Source organism: Pseudomonas granadensis (assembly GCF_900105485.1).
Classification (GTDB): Bacteria; Pseudomonadota; Gammaproteobacteria; order Pseudomonadales; family Pseudomonadaceae; genus Aquipseudomonas; species Aquipseudomonas granadensis.
In genome coordinates this window covers 3,559,150-3,576,892 of record NZ_LT629778.1, presented here as the reverse complement: position 1 = coordinate 3,576,892, position 17,743 = coordinate 3,559,150, and the positions used below count along the sequence as shown (strand labels likewise).

At 55.7% G+C, this 17,743-nt stretch carries 19 protein-coding genes; 9 read left to right on the top strand and 10 right to left on the bottom strand.

Going from position 1 to position 17,743, the window contains the following annotated elements; genetic code table 11:
• The first annotated feature begins 9 nt into the window (after positions 1-9).
• The 3 genes from BLU52_RS15760 to BLU52_RS15750 are packed head-to-tail and all read left to right on the top strand — an operon-like array spanning position 10 to position 3,508.
• Positions 10-675, top strand: coding sequence for a YjbF family lipoprotein (locus BLU52_RS15760; protein ID WP_090284669.1), 666 nt, complete (start codon positions 10-12; stop codon positions 673-675).
• Positions 672-1,433: a capsule biosynthesis GfcC family protein gene (locus tag BLU52_RS15755; protein WP_197677941.1), complete on the top strand. Its 762-nt coding sequence runs from the start codon at positions 672-674 to the stop codon at positions 1,431-1,433. Before BLU52_RS15760 ends, BLU52_RS15755 begins: the two co-directional genes overlap by 4 nt.
• Positions 1,430-3,508, top strand: coding sequence for a YjbH domain-containing protein (locus tag BLU52_RS15750; protein ID WP_090284667.1), 2,079 nt, complete (start codon positions 1,430-1,432; stop codon positions 3,506-3,508). Before BLU52_RS15755 ends, BLU52_RS15750 begins: the two co-directional genes overlap by 4 nt.
• A gap of 752 nt (positions 3,509-4,260) precedes the next feature.
• Here the strand turns inward: BLU52_RS15750 and BLU52_RS15745 are convergent.
• From BLU52_RS15745 to BLU52_RS15735, 3 genes are all read right to left on the bottom strand, one after another.
• Entirely contained in the window at positions 4,261-5,655 is a 1,395-nt protein-coding gene (locus BLU52_RS15745; RefSeq protein ID WP_090284665.1) for an undecaprenyl-phosphate glucose phosphotransferase, read from the bottom strand.
• 383 nt (positions 5,656-6,038) lie between these two features.
• Positions 6,039-6,698 carry a winged helix-turn-helix domain-containing protein gene (locus BLU52_RS15740; protein WP_090284663.1) on the bottom strand — a complete coding sequence of 220 codons (660 nt, stop codon included), beginning with the start codon at positions 6,696-6,698 and terminating at the stop codon, positions 6,039-6,041.
• 278 nt (positions 6,699-6,976) lie between these two features.
• Complete coding sequence (locus tag BLU52_RS15735) at positions 6,977-7,714, bottom strand: winged helix-turn-helix domain-containing protein (protein WP_090284661.1); 738 nt, start codon at positions 7,712-7,714, stop codon at positions 6,977-6,979.
• Positions 7,715-8,221: 507 nt separating this feature from the next.
• Between BLU52_RS15735 and BLU52_RS15730 the strand changes: the two genes are divergently transcribed.
• The gene (locus BLU52_RS15730; protein WP_090284660.1) at positions 8,222-9,055 is read left to right on the top strand and encodes an undecaprenyl-diphosphate phosphatase; all 834 of its coding nucleotides are present in this window, start codon (positions 8,222-8,224) and stop codon (positions 9,053-9,055) included.
• Here the strand turns inward: BLU52_RS15730 and BLU52_RS15725 are convergent, their stop codons facing one another.
• Together BLU52_RS15725 and dusA are read right to left on the bottom strand one after the other, a co-directional pair.
• Positions 9,056-9,436 carry a DUF2388 domain-containing protein gene (locus tag BLU52_RS15725; RefSeq protein WP_090284658.1) on the bottom strand — a complete coding sequence of 127 codons (381 nt, stop codon included), beginning with the start codon at positions 9,434-9,436 and terminating at the stop codon, positions 9,056-9,058.
• A 75-nt stretch (positions 9,437-9,511) separates the two neighbouring features.
• The gene (gene dusA / locus BLU52_RS15720) at positions 9,512-10,507 is read right to left on the bottom strand and encodes a tRNA dihydrouridine(20/20a) synthase DusA (protein WP_090284656.1); all 996 of its coding nucleotides are present in this window, start codon (positions 10,505-10,507) and stop codon (positions 9,512-9,514) included.
• A gap of 249 nt (positions 10,508-10,756) precedes the next feature.
• Here dusA and BLU52_RS15715 point away from each other — a divergent pair, with 249 nt between their 5' ends.
• Positions 10,757-11,704 (top strand): hypothetical protein, encoded by a 948-nt coding sequence (locus BLU52_RS15715; RefSeq protein WP_090284654.1) that lies wholly within the window; start codon positions 10,757-10,759, stop codon positions 11,702-11,704.
• Positions 11,705-11,836: 132 nt separating this feature from the next.
• Here the strand turns inward: BLU52_RS15715 and BLU52_RS15710 are convergent, their stop codons facing one another.
• Together BLU52_RS15710 and BLU52_RS15705 are read right to left on the bottom strand one after the other, a co-directional pair.
• The gene (locus tag BLU52_RS15710) at positions 11,837-12,109 is read right to left on the bottom strand and encodes a hypothetical protein (protein ID WP_408003536.1); all 273 of its coding nucleotides are present in this window, start codon (positions 12,107-12,109) and stop codon (positions 11,837-11,839) included.
• Positions 12,110-12,118: 9 nt separating this feature from the next.
• Positions 12,119-12,364: a PAAR domain-containing protein gene (locus BLU52_RS15705; protein WP_090284652.1), complete on the bottom strand. Its 246-nt coding sequence runs from the start codon at positions 12,362-12,364 to the stop codon at positions 12,119-12,121.
• Positions 12,365-12,813: 449 nt separating this feature from the next.
• Here BLU52_RS15705 and BLU52_RS15700 point away from each other — a divergent pair, with 449 nt between their 5' ends.
• Together BLU52_RS15700 and BLU52_RS15695 are read left to right on the top strand one after the other, a co-directional pair.
• The gene (locus BLU52_RS15700; protein WP_090284650.1) at positions 12,814-13,176 is read left to right on the top strand and encodes a DUF6124 family protein; all 363 of its coding nucleotides are present in this window, start codon (positions 12,814-12,816) and stop codon (positions 13,174-13,176) included.
• A gap of 206 nt (positions 13,177-13,382) precedes the next feature.
• On the top strand, positions 13,383-13,586 hold the full coding sequence (locus BLU52_RS15695; protein WP_090284648.1) for a hypothetical protein: 204 nt from the start codon (positions 13,383-13,385) through the stop codon (positions 13,584-13,586).
• A 3-nt stretch (positions 13,587-13,589) separates the two neighbouring features.
• On the opposite strand, the gene BLU52_RS15690 is transcribed toward BLU52_RS15695, so the two are convergent.
• The 3 genes from BLU52_RS15690 to BLU52_RS15680 form a co-directional block, all read right to left on the bottom strand.
• Entirely contained in the window at positions 13,590-14,381 is a 792-nt protein-coding gene (locus tag BLU52_RS15690) for a transporter substrate-binding domain-containing protein (RefSeq protein ID WP_090284646.1), read from the bottom strand.
• Between the two features lie 57 nt (positions 14,382-14,438).
• The gene (locus tag BLU52_RS15685; protein WP_090284644.1) at positions 14,439-15,686 is read right to left on the bottom strand and encodes a hypothetical protein; all 1,248 of its coding nucleotides are present in this window, start codon (positions 15,684-15,686) and stop codon (positions 14,439-14,441) included.
• Between the two features lie 115 nt (positions 15,687-15,801).
• Positions 15,802-16,275, bottom strand: a complete 474-nt coding sequence (locus tag BLU52_RS15680) for a hypothetical protein (RefSeq protein ID WP_090284642.1) — start codon at positions 16,273-16,275, stop codon at positions 15,802-15,804.
• 164 nt (positions 16,276-16,439) lie between these two features.
• Between BLU52_RS15680 and BLU52_RS15675 the strand changes: the two genes are divergently transcribed.
• Positions 16,440-17,105, top strand: a complete 666-nt coding sequence (locus BLU52_RS15675) for a ribonuclease T2 (RefSeq protein WP_090284640.1) — start codon at positions 16,440-16,442, stop codon at positions 17,103-17,105.
• 137 nt (positions 17,106-17,242) lie between these two features.
• A complete protein-coding gene (locus BLU52_RS15670) occupies positions 17,243-17,740 on the top strand; it encodes a PAAR domain-containing protein (protein WP_090284638.1) in 498 nt (165 codons plus the stop codon).
• The last annotated feature ends 3 nt before the right edge of the window (positions 17,741-17,743 follow it).

Sequence of the window (17,743 nt, the reverse complement as noted above, 5' to 3'; positions counted from 1 at the left end):
TCGCCGACTGTGAATACATTGAAAGTTGGCGTCTGCCTGTGCGCGGCGGTGTTGCTCAGTGGTTGTAATCCGCTGATGAGCGCGTCGCTGAACAACCTCAAGGCCGCAGTGGTCGGTCCGGACGAAGTGGACGTGACGGCCGCTGAAGTGGCCGCGGTCAATTACCCGCAACTGAAGCTGACCACGCCGTCCGGCTCCGGCGTGCTGGCGCTGATGCGCGAGCGTGAAGACCTGCAGTTCTGGGTCGCTTCCGGCAAGCAAGTTCTGCTGCTGCGAGATGGCCTCGCCGTGCGCAGCATCGGCCTGGGCCTGGAAGGCGATCTGGACGGCACACGCCTGGCCGATGACTCGCCGTTCAAGCGCGGCCTGCATCACGTCGCCGATGGCTTCACCACGCGCCGCTGGATCGATCTGTACAAGGGTCAGGAAGTCGGGGTGATCGTCAACAGCCGCTTCAGCCGGCGCTCGGACACTACCCTGAATATCCTCGACAAGGAATACGCCGTGCTGCGTGTCGATGAGCAGATTGACGCGCCGGCCATCGGCTTGCGCGCGACCAATCATTACTGGGTCGATCCGCGCGACGGTTTCATTCTGCAAAGCGAGCAGCAACTGACGACGCAGTTGCGCGTCAAGGTCGTGCAACTGACGCCTGCTCGCAGGCACCTGCCGTGAAGCGCCTGAGATTGTGGTCAGCGGGTCTGATCCTGATGACCGGGGTCAGTCAGGCTGCCGTTACCGTATCGGGTGATGTCGCCAATCCCGGGCCGATCCCGTTGCCGCCCGGCGGGCGCTTGCTCGATGTGATCAGCGAGGCCGTGCCGAACGCCGAAGGCTACTGGCTCGCCGGCGGCTTGCTGCGCCAGTCGCTGATCGAACAGCAAACGCGGCTCAAGGTCGGTGTGCTGTTCGATCTTGAGGTGCTGCAGCGCATGGCCGTGCTGTTCGACAAACCGAGCCGTGTGGCGCTGGCGCAGCGTATCGCTGAAGAAGTGCGGCAGATGCCGGTGACCGGCCGGCAGATCGCCGATCTCGACCCGGTCGCGGTGGAAACCGGCTTCGCGCGCAACATTCGTCTCGAGGATGGCGATCGTCTGGTCTATCCGAAGCGGGTCGATGAAGTGCAGGTGCTGGGCGCCGTCGCCGCGCCGTGCCACTTGCCGTATCAGCCGTTGCAGGAGGCGCGCGAATACCTGCAAGGTTGCTCGATTCTCGACGATGCCGAAGCCGATTATCTGTGGCTGATCCAGCCCAACGGCGTGTCGCGGCGCGTCGGCATTGCCCACTGGAATCGTGAGTCCGGGCAATTCCCGGTGGCCGGCAGCAAGATTCTGGTACCGCTGAAAAATGATGATCTTGATCCGCCTCTTCCTGAACTGAATCAGCAGTTGGCCGAATTCATTGCCACGCAGCTGGCCGAGGTGGTTCGTTGAAGTTACGTTTTGCAGCTGTGTTGTTATTGCCCTGTGGCCTGGCTCACGCCGAGCCGCGCATTACCCAGAATGACTTCGGTGGCACCGGCTTGTGGCAGACGCCGACCGCGCGCATGGCCCCGGCGGGGGAGTTGAGCGTCAACGCCAACCGCACCGATCCGTACAGCCGCTACAGCGTGTCGTTGCAGCCGCTGGACTGGCTCGAAGGCTCGTTTCGCTACACCGCGATCACCAACCGGCCGTACGGCTCGGAGGCCCTGAGCGGCAGCCAAAGCTATAAGGACAAGGCGGTCGACGCCAAAGTCCGGCTGTGGCAGGAAAGCCATTGGGCGCCGGAAGTGGCGCTGGGCTTCCGCGATATCGGTGGTACCGGTTTGTTCTCCAGTGAATATTTCGTCGCCAACAAACGCTACGACAACTTCGATTTCAGCGCCGGCATCGCCTGGGGCTATATCGGCAATCGCGGCGACTTCGATAACCCGCTGGGCTATGCCAGCAGCCGCTTCGATACCCGGCCGGCGCTCGAAGGCACCGGTGACGTCAACTCGGGCTCGTACTTTCGTGGCCGGCCTTCGCTGTTCGGTGGCGTGAGCTATCAGACGCCGTGGGATCGCCTCAGTCTGAAGCTCGAGTTCGAAGGCAACGATTACAAAAACGAACCGAAGGACAACGAGATCAAGCAGGACTCGCCGATCAACCTCGGCGCAGTATTCAAAGTCACCGATTCGATCGACGTCAGCGCGGCGTGGGAACGCGGCAACACAGCGATGTTCGGCGTGACCTTTCACACCAATTTCGTCAGCCGCAAAGCCCCGGCAAAAACCTACGACCCGACCCCGGAACCGCTGCCGGCGAAAGCCCCGACGGCGACGATGGCGCAGGTCGACTGGGCCGATGTATCGAGGCGTTTGCAGCAGAACGCCGGCTATAAGGTCGAGCGCATCGCCCAGCGTGATTCCGAGCTGATCGTCTACGGCGAGCAGCAGCGTTATTTCCATTCGTCCAAAGCCGTCGGGCGGGCGAGCCGGATTCTCGATAACAGTGTCAACGACGACATCGACTGGTTCACCGTGGTCAACAAGCGCTACGACCTGCCGCTGGAAGAAACCAGCCTGCCGCGCCAGACCTTCCGCGAAGTGATCAACAATGAGGAACCGCTGGAATCGCTGCACCGCACCACCGAAATCAACCCGGCGATGCCGCACAACGAGACGACCCTCTACAGCGAGGCGCCGCAGCATTTCAGCTATGGCGTGGGCCTGGGCTTCAAGCAGAACGTTGGTGGTCCGGATGGTTTGCTCTATCAATTCAGCGCCGATGCCGACGCCGAATATCGTTTCAACCGCAACACCTGGTGGAGCGGCTTGCTCAGCGCCAACCTGGCGAACAACTTCGACAAATTCAGCTACGACGCGCCCAGCGGATTACCGCGTGTGCGAACCGATCTGCGGCAGTACCTGACCACCTCCAATACGACCATGCCGCTGTTCCAGGTCAGCCATGCCGAGCAACTGGATAAAGACCTGTATGGCATGGTCTACGGCGGTTATCTGGAGTCGATGTTTGCCGGGGTCGGCGCCGAGGTGCTGTTCCGCCCGACCGGCGAGCGCTGGTCACTGGGCGCGGACCTTAACTGGGTGCGTCAGCGTGATTTCGATCAGGGCTTTGCCTTGCGCGATTACTCAGTGGTGACCGGGCACATCACCGGCTACACCGACCTGCCGTTCGACACGCTGGCGGCGGTGAGTGTCGGTCGCTATCTGGCTGGGGACTGGGGCGCGACGGTGGATATCTCGCGGGAGTTTTTCAACGGTGTGCGGGTGGGTGCCTGGGCGACGATCACCACCGCCAGCAGCGCCGAATATGGCGAAGGTAGCTTCGACAAGGGTCTGTACCTGTCGATCCCGTTCGACGAAATGATGAGCATGTCGACCATGCGCCGCGCCAACCTGGTCTGGGCCCCCCTGACCCGAGACGGCGGCGCGCGGCTCAACCGCAGCTACCAACTGCACTCGATGACCGATAGCCGTGAAGGCGATATGTTCTATCGTAATTTCGAGAAGATAACCGAGTAGATAGCGATCTCCGTCACAACACGGATCCCCTGTAGGAGTGAGCCTGCTCGCGATGGCGTCAGCCCAGCCAACATTGATGTTGCCTGACACACCGCTATCGCGAGCAGGCTCACTCCTACACGGGTTAATCACCAGACCACAAATCGCGACCCATCCCCAAATCCCTGTAGGAGTGAGCCTGCTCGCGATGGCGTCAGTCCAGTCACATTCATGTTGCCTGACACACCGCCATCGCGAGCAGGCTCACTCCTACAGGGGTTATTCGCCAGACCACAAATCGCGACCCATCCCCAAATCCCTGTAGGAGTGAGCCTGCTCGCGATGGCGTCAGTCCAGTCACATTCATGTTGCCTGACACACCGCTATCGCGAGCAGGCTCACTCCTACATGGGTTAATCGCCAGACCACAAATCGCGACCCATCCCCAAATCCCTGTAGGAGTGAGCCTGCTCGCGATGGCGTCAGTCCAGTCAACATTGATGTCGCCTGACACACCGCCATCGCGAGCAGGCTCACTCCTACATGGGTTAATCGCCAGACCACAAATCGCGACCCATCCCCAAATCCCTGTAGGAGTGAGCCTGCTCGCGATGGCGTCAGCCCAGCCAACATTGATGTTGCCTGACACACCGCCATCGCGAGCAGGCTCACTCCTACAGGGGTTATTCGTCAGGCCACAATCCCACCCCATCCCCCAAATCCCGCCCACAAAAAAGGGGACTTTCGTCCCCTTGAATCTACAACCCTGAACCTCAGTAAATATCCTTCGACAGCAACGTAAACGGTGTCTTCACCAGGATCTTCAGATCCAGCCACAACGACCAGCTGTTGATGTACTGCAGGTCGATCTCCACTCGTTTCTGCATCTTGTCGATGGTGTCGGTCTCGCCACGGCAGCCGCTGATCTGGGCGAGGCCGGTGATGCCCGGTTTGATCCGGTGGCGCGCCATGTACGCGAGGATTTTCCCCGAGTAGTAATTATTGTGCGCGACCGCATGTGGACGTGGGCCGACCAGGGCCATGTGCCCTTGCAAAACGTTGAACAGTTGCGGCAATTCATCCAGCGAGGTGCGACGGATAAAGCGGCCGACGGCGGTAATGCGCGAGTCATTGCGGCTGGCCTGCTTCACATCACGATCATCATGAACACGCATCGAGCGGAATTTCCAGACCTTGATCACCTTGCCGTTCCAGCCATGGCGATCCTGCTTGAAAAACACCGGACCTGGGGAGTTGAGCTTCACCGCCAGTGCAATGATCAGCAGGATCGGGCTCAGCGCGATGATCGCCAGAAACGCCACAGCCTTTTCCACCAGGCTCTTGCTCAGTGCGGCGGTCGGGCGGCTGGTCAGCGGGCTTTCGTTCAGGTAGATCGCCGGCAGACCGTCCACGACTTTTACCGAGTGGTTGAGCAGCGTCAGGCTGTTCAGATCCGGCACCCACACCACATCGACGTTGGCACCCAGCAGATCGACATACATCGCTTCGATCTTCGCTGCTTCGCACAGCGGCAGGGTGATGTACAGACGGCGGATGTCATGGGCCGCGATCAGGTCCAGCAGTTGCTCCTGTGCGCCGACGACTCTCGGCGCATCGGAGCCCAGCGTGGTCACATCGCCGTTGCTGACCAGACCCACCAATGGCAGGTTTTCCAGCTGGCTGAGCTTCTTCGCCAGACCCAGCGCCAGTTCACCAGTACCGACGATCAACGTCTTGTGTTCACTCTTGCGCGAACGCTGGTAGTACTTGGAAAACGCATGCAACGGTGCGTAGAGAAATGCCTGACCAAGGAAGCCGTACACCGCCCAGCTCAGAATCACCTGACGCGAAAACAGCTCATCGGCCTGGCAGACGAATGCAATGCACGCCAGCGCTGCCATGGTCATCGACCAGCCCATGAACAGCCGGCCCAGGCCGGTCAGGTAGTTGTCGCGTTTGCGATAGACACCGGTGAACGTGTAGGCCGGAACCGAGGCCAGTACTGCCAGCGTTGCGCACATTCGGTAATAGAACGCGACCGTACCGGTGTGCTGCTCGGCCAGGATAAACAGCAGCGTTACGACGAACGCCTGAGCGAGTGCCCATTGGCCCCAAAAGGTCAGTCCCTTGAGGCCCGTGTTTCGATTGATACTGAGAGAAAGATCCATACGAATATCCCCAAAAGACGTCCATTCAGGTTTCAACAGTTGAAATCCGAGTTGTTATGCAGACTTATTGTTTTTGTTGTAGCGAGTGTCCTGAGGTAACAACATCGATATGCCGAACTGTCGTCAGTCAATAGACTAAGTTATTGCCGGGAATGGTGTCTGACGAGTTCTAACAAGATGGCACAGTGCCAACTATTCTAATATTTAAATAGTAGTGTGTTAGAAAAGGTCGCAGAGCAGGGGGTGATTATGCGGTGGGGTATTTGTTACTGTTGGAGCCAGGGAAGATACAACTCAAGGAGGGGTAAAGCCAAACAGAGTGCTCTTGTTGTTTTTGTAATCGCACTTGTTCTGTTTGTTTTATTGGCGGAGGTCGGCGTTATTTACGCGACGATGTCCTGGATAAGGCAATAACCGCGATTTCTTACCGCGCGAAACAGACGCTCACCGTTGCTGGCGCTTTTGAATTTGTCTTGCAGACGACTCAGGCACATTTCCAGGCCACGGTATTGTTCCGGTTCGCGACCGATGCTGATGATCAAATCATCACGGCTGACAACTCGCTCTTCATGGCTGAGCATTTTACGCACCAGTGCTGTTTCCAGGCCCGTAAGACTGATCTCGACCCCTTCTCTGACCAGTGCGCCTTGTTCCGGGTCAAGATGCCAGGTTGCGCTGTACGGCATATCGCTTTGAACGGCAGGGGGCATGTTGCTGATATCGCCGGTAATGACTGAATTGTGTTGGAACGCAGTTGCCGATTGCGCGGCCAGCCATTCCGACTCAAGTGTGGCCAGAATTCGCTGAGTATCATGCTCGATACTGCGCGCGACATTTTTTCGACTGATGTGCGGATATGTGAACTCCATCACCATTGGCGCGGAGGAGGGCGAAGCAACACCTTCAACAAACATTTGTGCCTGCGACGTGCCAAACGAGTTGAAGCGCTCACTGGACAGGATGCTCTCCAGTTCACGTTGCGACGTTGTACTGTGAGTCACGACAACAAAATATTTCCTTGGGAGGGTTGTACTGGTTTCCATGTCTCTCTCCTGAATACATACCAAAATTGGCTAAAAGAAAATCGGCAGGCGAGCAATAGCTTCCTCGGAAGTAATCGATAGGCAGGGTCTGGGCCCAAGATTGGCCCTCGATAAATTCCACTCGAACTGCTGCTATGTTATGGAGTTTTATTGTTATGGGTCGTGTTGACGCGCTCATTCAATTGCTTGATTTCAAACAGAAGCGGAGCAGAAAAGGAACTGTATGGCTGCATTGGACGATCCTTCGTACGTTGCAAAAGGGATTGGCTGCCCGAGACTCAGGCAGTCGATATCAGACCCCGCAGCAGGCGATAGCCATAACCGCGAATGCTCTGAATCGCGTTTGTACCATACATGTCCTTGATTTTTCCACGCAAACGACTGATTGATTTTTCCAGTGCCCGAGGGTCGTAGAAATTGGTATTGAGGCCCATGATGCCGGCGATCTCATCATGGCTCAGGATGTGATTGCCGGTTCGCGCAAAGGCTTCGAGGATCTTCATCTCGGCAAACGAGATGTCGAGTTTTTTGCTCTTGTCCATCAGGCAAATGCGCGTCGGATCAAGCGTAAGATTGATGTTGCGCTGCCATTCTTCACTGATGAAGAACTCGCCCAGCAACTCTGTGCCGTCGTCGGAAAGCGTGTTGAGTTTGATACAAATATCAGCACCCGCCAGATAGTACTTGATCTTGTTGAAGGCACCGCGACCGGTGATAACCGCGCAAATAATCGGCTTCAAGTTGTCGCTGCGCAGATTCTCCACCAGCGCAAGATTGTCCTCGAGAGCCTGTGGGCTATCGATAATCAGGAAGATTGCCCGGTACGATCCCACATGTTCATTAAAGTTATGTGAACTAGCGTAGGCACTGGCTTCAAGCGCCAAATCGCTACGAACATGCTGGGCGATTAGCGTTCTAAAATGTTCGGCCACGCCACGGGTACGACCCAGAGTAAGAACACCGGGTTCGTCATTTGTCGGGCGCGGGCTTCTAGTCGCCAAGTTCGCTGAGAGCATCGTGCATTGACTCGAATTAGGTGCTGACATCGGGATGTTAAAGCACCGGTTCTCATCTGTGACTGACAATTGGTAACATTTGCGCGGATTTTAGACGTGCCTCGCGAGATTTCTAACAATAAGTAAGCTTTTCAGGCTTTTAGTTGATTTTCTCGAGAGAGTGAACTACGGCTTAGGTGATGGCGATATGCAATGGTGCCACTATTTTGAGTCTATTGCGACAGCTTTAGTTATGTCGATATGCCACTGTATCGCCATCCGGTAATACTGTGCACTGGATCACACTTTATTGCTCACGCTAACTTTTTTCCATTCCAGCACTAAATATTTCTCGAGTGGTTCGTCGGCCGACGATTACTAACATGACTTGAGTGTGGCTTTTGATAAGACATATTCTGCCGGCGCCGCGTCAGGCAATGGGTAATGGCGTGCCAATCTTTATTTCCGATACTCAATTCCTGAGTGCAGTTAACCGGTCGCTCACAAGAGCGCTCTGATGGAGGATTAATGGATTTCTGGACCTTTTTCCAGGTGTTGATATTAGGCGCGGTAGAAGGCCTGACCGAGTTCCTGCCGATCTCGAGCACCGGCCACCAGATCATCGTCGCCGACTTGCTGGACTTCGACGGTGAACGCGCAATGGCGTTCAATATCATTATTCAACTGGGTGCCATTCTTGCCGTGGTCTGGGAGTTTCGGCCGAAGATCTTCGATATCGTCAAAGGCCTGCCCACCGAGCGCAATGCACAACGTTTCACTATCAATTTGCTGATCGCCTTTCTGCCGGCGGTTTTCCTGGGCGTGTTGTTTGCCGACGCCATCCACGCATACCTCTTCAACCCGATCACCGTCGCCGTGGCGCTGGTGGTCGGCGGCGTCGTCATGCTCTGGGCCGAACAACGCAGCCATGTGATCAGCGTCGAACGCGTCGACGACATGCGCTGGTCCGACGCACTGAAGATAGGTTTCGTACAATGCCTGGCGATGATTCCCGGCACTTCACGCTCCGGCTCAACGATCATCGGCGGCCTGCTGTTCGGCCTGTCGCGCAAAGCCGCCACCGAATTCTCGTTCTTCCTCGCCATGCCCACCATGGTCGGCGCTGCCGTGTACTCCGGCTACAAATACCGCGAGCTGTTCCAGCCCAACGACCTGCCAGTCTTCGCCCTCGGCTTCGTCACCGCATTCATCTTCGCGATGATCGCCGTGCGGGGCTTGCTCAAATTTATTGCGAATCACAGCTATGCGGCGTTCGCGTGGTATCGGATTGGTTTTGGGTTGTTGATTCTGGCGACGTGGGGGTTTGGGTGGGTGAATTGGACGGCGGCTGCGGCGGCTTGATTACTCAGCGCTGATCAACGCCGCAACGGCGAGATCGTTTAACGTCGAATCCGACGACTCCTGGCGATAGCGCTGCAAGGCCGACGTGAAATACGCGGCCTGCAGCATGCCGTCGCTGGCGAGGAAGTAACGCGCTGCTTCGATTTCCTCAGCCGAGTAAACACGCTTTTTAAGGCCGGATACATCCGAGGTTCCATCGACCGACACCATCGTCGCCGTGAACACCATAAAGCCGGACATTTGCGTCGACTCAAAAGGGCTACCGCTTCCTTCACCACATCCTCGCGCAAAATTGCAGTCGGCGAAGACGCTGGTGGAAACCGTCGAGCAAAAAGCGAGGAGGGTGAAGCGATTGAATAAAGCACGTTTAAACGCGGGCATAACCGAAAGACATCCTGTCCGTACAACAAAACACCGGGCAACGCTCATGCATTGCCCGCACACGCAAAACTTCAATCAACGACCTTCAAGCAACTCAGCCGCTTGATCCAGCAACGCCAGCGGATCCTTGGCCTTGTGAATATCCACCGACAACAACTGACGAAACTTGCGCGCCCCCGGGAACCCCGTGCCCAAGCCAAGCACATGCCGTGTGATGTGATGCATCGCCCCACCGGCCAACAAATGCTCGGCTATATAAGGACGCAACTGCGCCAACGCCTCGGCCCGACTGATCACTGGTGCCTCACTGCCAAACAACTGCTGATCGACCTGCGCCAGCAAATACGGATTGTGATACGCCTCACGCCCCAGCATCACGCCATCAAACGTCTGTAAATGATCATGGCAAGCCTCCAGCGTCTTGATGGCGCCGTTCAGCACAATCTCCAGCTCCGGAAAGTCCGCCTTCAACTGCGCCGCCACGTCATAGCGCAACGGCGGAATGTCGCGATTCTCCTTCGGCGACAACCCCTCGAGAATCGCAATCCGCGCATGCACGGTAAAACTGTTACACCCGGCATCCCGCACCGTGCCGACGAAATCACACAGCTCCGCGTAACTGTCCCGACCGTTGATGCCGATGCGATGCTTTACCGTCACCGGAATCGACACCGCATCACGCATCGCCTTCACACAATCCGCCACCAGTTGCGGATGCCCCATCAGGCAGGCGCCGATCATGTTGTTTTGTACACGATCGCTCGGGCAGCCGACGTTGAGGTTCACCTCGTCGTAGCCGTGCTCTTGGGCCATGCGGGCGCAGGCAGCCAGATCCAGAGGAACGCTGCCGCCAAGTTGCAGGGCGAGCGGGTTCTCGGCTTCGTTGTGACGGAGGAAGCGTTCGTGATCGCCGTTGAGGAGAGCGCCGGTGGTGACCATTTCGGTGTAGAGCAGGGCGTTCTTCGACAGGAGGCGTAGGAAGAAACGGCAATGGCGGTCCGTCCAATCCATCATGGGTGCGACAGAGAAGCGGCGGGAGAGTGGAGCGGGTGTGGCGGTGATAGGGGGCATGGCGGTTCTGATATGAGCGGGGCTGGAAGGTGGGGAAGTTTATCAGGAATGGTGGGGAGGAGCTTGGGCGAGGCTCTGAGGTTGGATATCATCAGAAATTGAGGGGCGAAGGAGAAAACGCGCAGATAAGTGCCTTAAAAAAACAGTCCCCTTGCAACTGTCTTAAGAATCGTTGCTACGCTTACTCGGATATGGCCAAATGATGGCGGCAGGATTAAAAAATGTTCTTGGGTGATCGGAGTGTACTCAGTGGTTGATGCTATTCAGAGTTTTGTTTTGGCTATCGGGTGTGCAATCGGTACGTTTTTAGCATGGTGTAAGCTATGTGAGACCTTTGAAAAAATTATCAGAAAAGAAAAATTGCAGCGCGTAGTTGTTGGGATTATGGAGGTAAGCTTCCGTGTCGGAGCAAGGAAGATTCTTGCTTTGTGGTTACATATGAATAATGCTGTTTTTGGCAGCAAGATTTTTTCATGGAGAGCGCTTTGGGTTAGTTTTTTACTAACGAATGTTTGGGCTGGGATATTTATTCTGGTGTTCAGTTTTAAATATTCTTCATTTCGAGAGTGGATGCTGAACATTGTTGAGTTGAGCAGTTTGAGGTGGCCTGCTTTAGCCATATATTGCACCATCTTGGTCGTTGAATTTTTGTCGATAAGCCTTACTCGGAAAATATATCGAGTAACTTTGTCTGATGGGAAGAAGGCTTTTGGCTGGGCGCTAGTTTTTGATGTGGTTGGTTCAGTAATGTTGTATTACATCGGGTTGACGGTTGCTAAATTTATTTTATTGCATCATGGCGCAGCTTCTCCCATGACATCTCTGGGTGTGTGGTTAGACCCTAATAATCTAACCACCTTACTAAGAGTTGTTGAGGATTTCGATATGTCTAACTTTAGAGCGGATGGGCAGGGTCGATTCACAACAGACGTGCCGTTATCTACCGAGGTGGTTTACGCATTTCCGGAGGGGGTATTCTTTTTCACAAGCCTTCTTACTTCTATATGGTTGTGGGGTTACATTGCGGCATACAGCGTTGCATATATGTGTGTGCGTATTGATCGGTTCAAGCCTGTGCTGTGGGGGTGGGTGAAAATAGAGGAGCAGCCTTTATTGGTTCTGTCTGTTTTGTCTGGTTTGGTTGTTTTTGTTATTTACTTGTTGGTGAGTATTGTTGGGATGATTTTTAGAATATAGAAGAAGCGTGTGGCGGATTTATATTTAAAGAAGTGGTGGAAATAATTAAATCCATCACGCTGCTGTATTTAATTCATGATTATTTGGCTGTGATTCTCCATTGGGATGTTGGCGATAGAGCTTCAGTCGATGCTAATCGATTCGGGCGGGCCCAGCATCCCACGCCTTCAGGCCATCGACAGAACGGGGTCCAAAGGATTGTCCTTTCACTCGGCTTTTGTCCATTGACATGCGTTTGATGTTGTTCATGTAGTTGGCCCGTACTTTCGCATCTGATATGGCGTCTACATAAAATCTTGTCGCAGCACCTTCCATTCCCGCGCTAGCCATATCCAAGGGCGAGTTTTCAAGCGCGTGTGCTTTCTGGACAACGTAGCTTCGTGTGATGAGGAGTGGTTCAGTCATGAATAGTCCTTATTTCAAAGAAGCGTTGAATAACGTATCGAAGATCGAATTAACGGCCGATTCCTCTTGTATACCGAATTCAAGCTTGTGCCAGATTTTCCCGGGAATATTGAGAAATCTCACAGCGTTGTTGTGATCAAAAACACCGGATAAAGTAGATCCGTCCTCAAAGTGTCCGGAAGCGATGGCTTTTGAGCCGTGCCCATGCATTGGGCAACTGGTGGTATCGGTAATGCGTGCGGCGGGCTTTGCCATGGTTGACTCCCTGTCAACGAATGAACCTGTGCCGACTTATCAGACTTGCTTGGACTCGTGCCTGGGTAAAGGGCCTTCAATTTAAACGGTTGAGATTCAGTCTGTTTAGGATGAGGTTGTTCGCATCACCTCTGGCCTACACGACCTTGCGCCTCCCCCTACACCTAAGACAGAATCCCCCGGCTTGTGCCTCTAGCCCGCAGGCTCTATCGTCCCTACATCGCTGAAAGCCAGTGATCGGTTTGGTAGCCCGCTTCGTGTCTAGATGCATCGCATCGTCGATTTCAGTCGCTTTCGCGGGACTCGGATTTCATGGTGGTCATGCGTGGGGCCCATTCTGGGCGCCGGGTTCTAGTGCGACCGGTCTACCAACCCGCGTATGGCCGCCACCCTTCGTTTGGTAGCGAGGGTGATGGCTCCTTTTGCTAATCGCGCTAGAGGTTTCATCCATGTTCAAAGTAACGCCCAACCCGCCGGACACCGATCCCGCATCCCCCTACGAATCCTTCAACCCGAAAAAGCTCCACGAAGCCGCCGAGCGCGCGCTCGATCACTATCTCCTCCCACCCAACCAGATCATGTCCAGCGTCAACGAATCCGAACGCATGTACCTCGCTAACCCGAAGTACGATTCCGAATCCCTATTGGCTAATGCCAGTGAAACACTGAGTTCCGCGTCGGAAATGCTCAACAACTTCGCCGCAGCACTTGACCCCTTGCACCGCAAAACCGCGCTGGGCATTGCACAGGTGGTGATGTTGGGGGAGTTGGCAGTGAATCAGGCGTTGGATAATGTCGAGGTGAAGGCCTAGGCCATGCTTCTCTGCGGCGGCGCGATGTCGTTGCCGCAGATGCTCGACAAATCAGGATCGAAACCTATTGTCGTAAATACTCTTGCCTAGTGAAAAGGCGATCCTGAACGCCTGCTGTCAGCCACCGAAATTTCATCTTGCCGCGTACGGTGCGGGGCTAGGATATGGCGACAAAATAGTTGTTCCCGCCCCGAGGAAATCGAGCCATGGTCGCACGACTGCTGTTCATCGCCACCGTTGTTTCCGTACTGAGCGCCTGCTCCGGCACCGGCGACCTGACCACCGCCAGTTGTTTCTCCAGCGGCTGCCAATCACCGCAGAGCGCTACCGCCAACACCCTGAAATTCGGCGGCAACAGCATCGGCAGCAGCCTTAACCAATACAGCTCCGGCATGCTGCACGACGACTAGGCATCACTGCGCATCCGGCACGGCAATCCACTCACTCAGGGTCTTCTGATACTTGCCAGTAACTTTGCTCAAGTGCAACCACTGGTCGACATACAGTTTCCAGCTGATGTCATCGCGCGGCAGCAGGTAAGCCTTCTCGCCATATTGCATGTACTGATGCGGGTTGACCGCGCACAGTCCCGGTTTGAGTTTCTGCTGATACAGCGCTTCCGAGGCGTCGGTGATCATCACGTCGGCCTTGTTGTCGAGCAGTTGCTGGAAGATCGTTACGTTGTCGTGCAGGGCCAGTTGCGCTTTGGGCAGGAAGGCGTGGACGAAGGCTTCGTTGGTGCCGCCGGCGGGTTCGACCAGGCGCACGTTGGGCTGGTTGATCTGCTCGACGGTCTGGTACTTGCTGACGTCGTCGCAGCGCACCAGCGGGATTTTGCCGTCGGTGTCGAGGGTGTTGCTGAAGTAGGCTTTTTTCTGCCGTTCGAGGGTGACCGAGATGCCGCCCATGCCGATGTCGCATTTGCCGGCCTGCATGTCCGGCATCAGGGTTTTCCAGGTGGTTTGCACCCACTGCACTTTGACGCCGAGGGTTTCGGCCAGCGAGCGGGCCATGCTGATGTCGATGCCTTCGAATTCACCGTCGGCGCGTTTGAAGGTATAGGGCTTGTAGTCGCCGGTGGTGCAGACGCGCAGCGCGCCTTGTTGCTGGATGCTGTCGAGGCGAGTTGCAGCTGTCTCGGCGTGAGCGGCGGCGGTCAGGGTCAACAGTCCGCAGAAGGTCAGTGTGCTTTTTAGTGTTGTCATTGAAATCGCACTTTGAAAAAGGTGGGGGCTCAGTGTAATGAAAGGTTTTTCCGGGCGTCATCCCAGTGGTTTGAATCGAGGCACGTCATATTTGGCAGGCGGCCTCGGGTGATGCGACAGGATGGGCGTCAAAACCGCTGAACGAAGAGTCTCCCAATTGAGTGTATGTCCCGCCCATTTTTGCCAGCTAAGTCCAGGTGTCAGTGAGGGGCGCAACGGTTTTCGCGTCACCTTGCTGTGTCGGGTCGCGATGCAGAAACGAGTGTAGCGGGGCAGCTGATACAAATTCAGATACCGCAGGTCACTGCTGCACAGCAGCAAGATGTCGCCGAACGAGAGCAGCGGAAACGCAGTAACTTCCACTTTGTTTTTCTCGTTAAGTCGAGTCCGCCACTGCCGGTTATCCACGTCGCCGAGGCTGATCTCTTCATCGAGGATGAAGCGTGCAGGGCCCTGTTGACGAATCGCCAGGTTTCCGGCCGCCGCATAAGTGATTGTTGGCATGGCGCCCGGCGATAGAAGCAAAAATGTAGCGAAGAGTACCAATGCTGCGGCCAGTCCATATGCAACGCGAGCGATGACGTGACCCTTGCTGATGTAAAAAATGAACACGGGAATCAGGCTCAGAACGAGTGTACCAAGCGAGAAGAGCCCAACAACCACCACAGCTTCAGCGTTGTCTTCACCGACATAGGTTGAAAGGATGAGCAGGGTTGGCAACGAGGCGAAAATTACGGCAAGACCGATGACAAATCCTACCCATAGTCGGAAGCCATTTTTCTTCCATGTCACCAGGTGCTGGGTATTTTCGTCGAAGATCACTCGAAATTTTTTGAAAGAAAACAAGGCAAAATAAGCGAGAAGCGTGACCGAGAAGATCATTCCCATTGAGATACCGGCACTGAATGTGTCCGGGTATATAAACAACACTAATGTGAATACACAAAAACCCAAGCACAACGGCAGCAGCAACCACGCGGCGATTCGATTGTGTTTTTCCGGCACTTTGTCAAACATCGACACGCTGATGCCATAAAACCACGCGCTGGCAAAAAGTACGCCCAGATAGCCGACCATGATCAACACGATCAACAGTAACCAGAGCGCCAGCGCGGCTTTCGCGTCAATTGCTGCGAGAAACAGATCCGTGCGGCCAATGGCCCGTGTGTAAACATACAGGCCAAGAATTGCCAGACCTGCACCCAGGAAACCTAGCGTGACGGTGAGTTGACTCCAGTAATCGAGGACCCGTTTGAAGTTGCGTTTGAAAAATTGCGAAAAGGTTGGGGCGGTTGAAGCATCCATGCGATCAGAAATTCCAGTGATTGTGATTTGGGGGGTATAGCGACAACCGGCTAGGCTTCTCCCGGAAGGCTGGCCTGTTGAGCGAGTCGACAGCGTAGTGATGAAAGGTAAAAAACTAAAGCCCCAACCCTTCCTGCACTACCTGCAACAGATTGTTCTCCGTCAGTGCAATCGCATCCAGTTCCTGCCCGGTCTCGACCGACTGCAGCCACCAATGACTTTCGTGATGTTCATCAACCGTGCGCAGTAACGAATGATCGCGCCCCGGCACATTGATTTGCACCCGTCCGCAGCCATCCTCGGTGAACCGCGCAATCGGGTCGAAGGTCAGGCTGTGGTGATTGGCCTCGATGATCAATTGGTCGATGGCGTAGTCATGTGCTTCGCCGCCCGGTGAAGTTTCGCAAACATGCGTAGGATTGCGCCGGATCTTCAGTCCGACCTCGGTGACGGGCTGTAACCATTTTTCGATGCGGTGGTACAAGTCATACACCTGAGCGGGCCAGCAATCGATTTCCAGTTCGGCGCAAGTAATGTCGTCAGCATGGACGTGCTTGAGTTTGGCGGCGAGTTCGTCTGCTTTACTCATGTCGGATCCCTTGGTTGGATGTCTGCCTGTTAATCGTAGACCCTGCGAAGACGTCAGGCCTTGCCTTGCGTCATGCGCTTGCAACACAAGCGTGGCGAAATCAGCGCTGGTCCGGTCGGGTCCGGAGCTAAACCATGGACGCAGGCGTCCCAAGGAGTGGGTAGATGAAAAAGCTGTTTACAATTTTCGCAGTGATTGCGCTGACGGCCGGTAGCATCGGCCTGAGTTCGGCGCGGCAATCGCAATCAAGCAAGGCCCAGGCGGAATCGGTGGCGGGGGTGTTCGACTACTACCTGCTGGCGCTGTCGTGGTCGCCGACCTTTTGCCTGACGCATAAAGATGATGTGCAGTGTTCCGGCAAGGGTTACGGCTTCGTGCTGCACGGGCTGTGGCCGCAATATGCCGCGGGTGGCTGGCCGCAGTCCTGCCCACCGCTGACGAGGCTGTCGGCGGCGGAAACCAGCAAAGGCCTGACCCTGTTTCCAACGAAAAAACTGCTCGATCACGAATGGGCCAAACACGGCACCTGCAGCGGCCTCAGCGCGATGGGTTATCTGGATGAAGCGGACAAGGCCGTAGCGGCGGTGAAAATCCCGGACGAGCTGCAGCCGTTCAGCACCTCGTATTATTTCGAGGCGCAGGAGATTGCCCAGTTGTTCCGCCAGGCCAACCCGGGGATTCCGGCCGATGGTGTCGCAGTGATCTGCAGCGGCCCGGAACTCTCGGAAGTGCGCGTGTGCATGGGCAAGGATCTACAGTTCGCGGCGTGCGGCAAAGGCGTGAAAACCCAGTGCCGGGCGGGCGATATCCGAGTACCGCCGTCGCGGTGACCCAAGCGGTATCAGCGATGAAGAACAGGCGCCCGACATGGCGCCTGTTTTTTTGCCTGAAGGTTTGAAGCACCTGCGCATTTCCCGCATGCTTGCGCCCCCAAAAGGACGACACGCTAGATTGCAAGGAGCTGTTCATGAGCGGAAAGCCCGCTGCACGCGTCACCGATCCAACCGCCTGCCCGCTGCCGGGACATGGCACCAATCCTATCGTTAGCGGTTCGCCAAACGTCAATTTCGATGGCCTGGCGGCTGCACGCATGACCGACAAATCTGCCTGCGGCAGCGCTATCACCGGCGCGGTGTCTTCGACGGTGTTCATCAATGGCTTGAACGCCGCAACGCTGGACAGCACCGGTGGCCATGGCAACGTGGTCATTGGCGGTTCCGGCACGGTCATTATCGGTGACACGGTGGTCACCGCGCCCTTCAGTGGTTTGCTGCCCATGCCGGTGCACTTCACCGACAAGTTACAACTGGTCAACGACGTGACCGGCGAGCCGATGCCCAATCACCCCTATATGATCCAGCGCGCGGACGGGCGCATGGAACATGGCGTGTCTGACGCCGCCGGGTTTACCCACGAAGTCAGCTCGCACCTGCCTGAAACCATCAAGTTGTTTCTGGAGGAATGAGGC

What these genes read in the sequence shown, in the direction of transcription:
- BLU52_RS15745 (WP_090284665.1), bottom strand. Translation starts at nt 5,655, where the DNA reads ATGGATCTTTCTCTCAGTATCAATCGAAACACGGGCCTCAAGGGACTG.
- BLU52_RS15740 (WP_090284663.1), bottom strand. Translation starts at nt 6,698, where the DNA reads ATGGAAACCAGTACAACCCTCCCAAGGAAATATTTTGTTGTCGTGACT.
- BLU52_RS15735 (WP_090284661.1), bottom strand. Translation starts at nt 7,714, where the DNA reads ATGCTCTCAGCGAACTTGGCGACTAGAAGCCCGCGCCCGACAAATGAC.
- BLU52_RS15730 (WP_090284660.1), top strand. Translation starts at nt 8,222, where the DNA reads ATGGATTTCTGGACCTTTTTCCAGGTGTTGATATTAGGCGCGGTAGAA.
- BLU52_RS15725 (WP_090284658.1), bottom strand. Translation starts at nt 9,436, where the DNA reads ATGCCCGCGTTTAAACGTGCTTTATTCAATCGCTTCACCCTCCTCGCT.
- dusA (WP_090284656.1), bottom strand. Translation starts at nt 10,507, where the DNA reads ATGCCCCCTATCACCGCCACACCCGCTCCACTCTCCCGCCGCTTCTCT.
- BLU52_RS15710 (WP_408003536.1), bottom strand. Translation starts at nt 12,109, where the DNA reads ATGACTGAACCACTCCTCATCACACGAAGCTACGTTGTCCAGAAAGCA.
- BLU52_RS15705 (WP_090284652.1), bottom strand. Translation starts at nt 12,364, where the DNA reads ATGGCAAAGCCCGCCGCACGCATTACCGATACCACCAGTTGCCCAATG.
- BLU52_RS15700 (WP_090284650.1), top strand. Translation starts at nt 12,814, where the DNA reads ATGTTCAAAGTAACGCCCAACCCGCCGGACACCGATCCCGCATCCCCC.
- BLU52_RS15695 (WP_090284648.1), top strand. Translation starts at nt 13,383, where the DNA reads ATGGTCGCACGACTGCTGTTCATCGCCACCGTTGTTTCCGTACTGAGC.
- BLU52_RS15690 (WP_090284646.1), bottom strand. Translation starts at nt 14,381, where the DNA reads ATGACAACACTAAAAAGCACACTGACCTTCTGCGGACTGTTGACCCTG.
- BLU52_RS15685 (WP_090284644.1), bottom strand. Translation starts at nt 15,686, where the DNA reads ATGGATGCTTCAACCGCCCCAACCTTTTCGCAATTTTTCAAACGCAAC.
- BLU52_RS15680 (WP_090284642.1), bottom strand. Translation starts at nt 16,275, where the DNA reads ATGAGTAAAGCAGACGAACTCGCCGCCAAACTCAAGCACGTCCATGCT.
- BLU52_RS15675 (WP_090284640.1), top strand. Translation starts at nt 16,440, where the DNA reads ATGAAAAAGCTGTTTACAATTTTCGCAGTGATTGCGCTGACGGCCGGT.
- BLU52_RS15670 (WP_090284638.1), top strand. Translation starts at nt 17,243, where the DNA reads ATGAGCGGAAAGCCCGCTGCACGCGTCACCGATCCAACCGCCTGCCCG.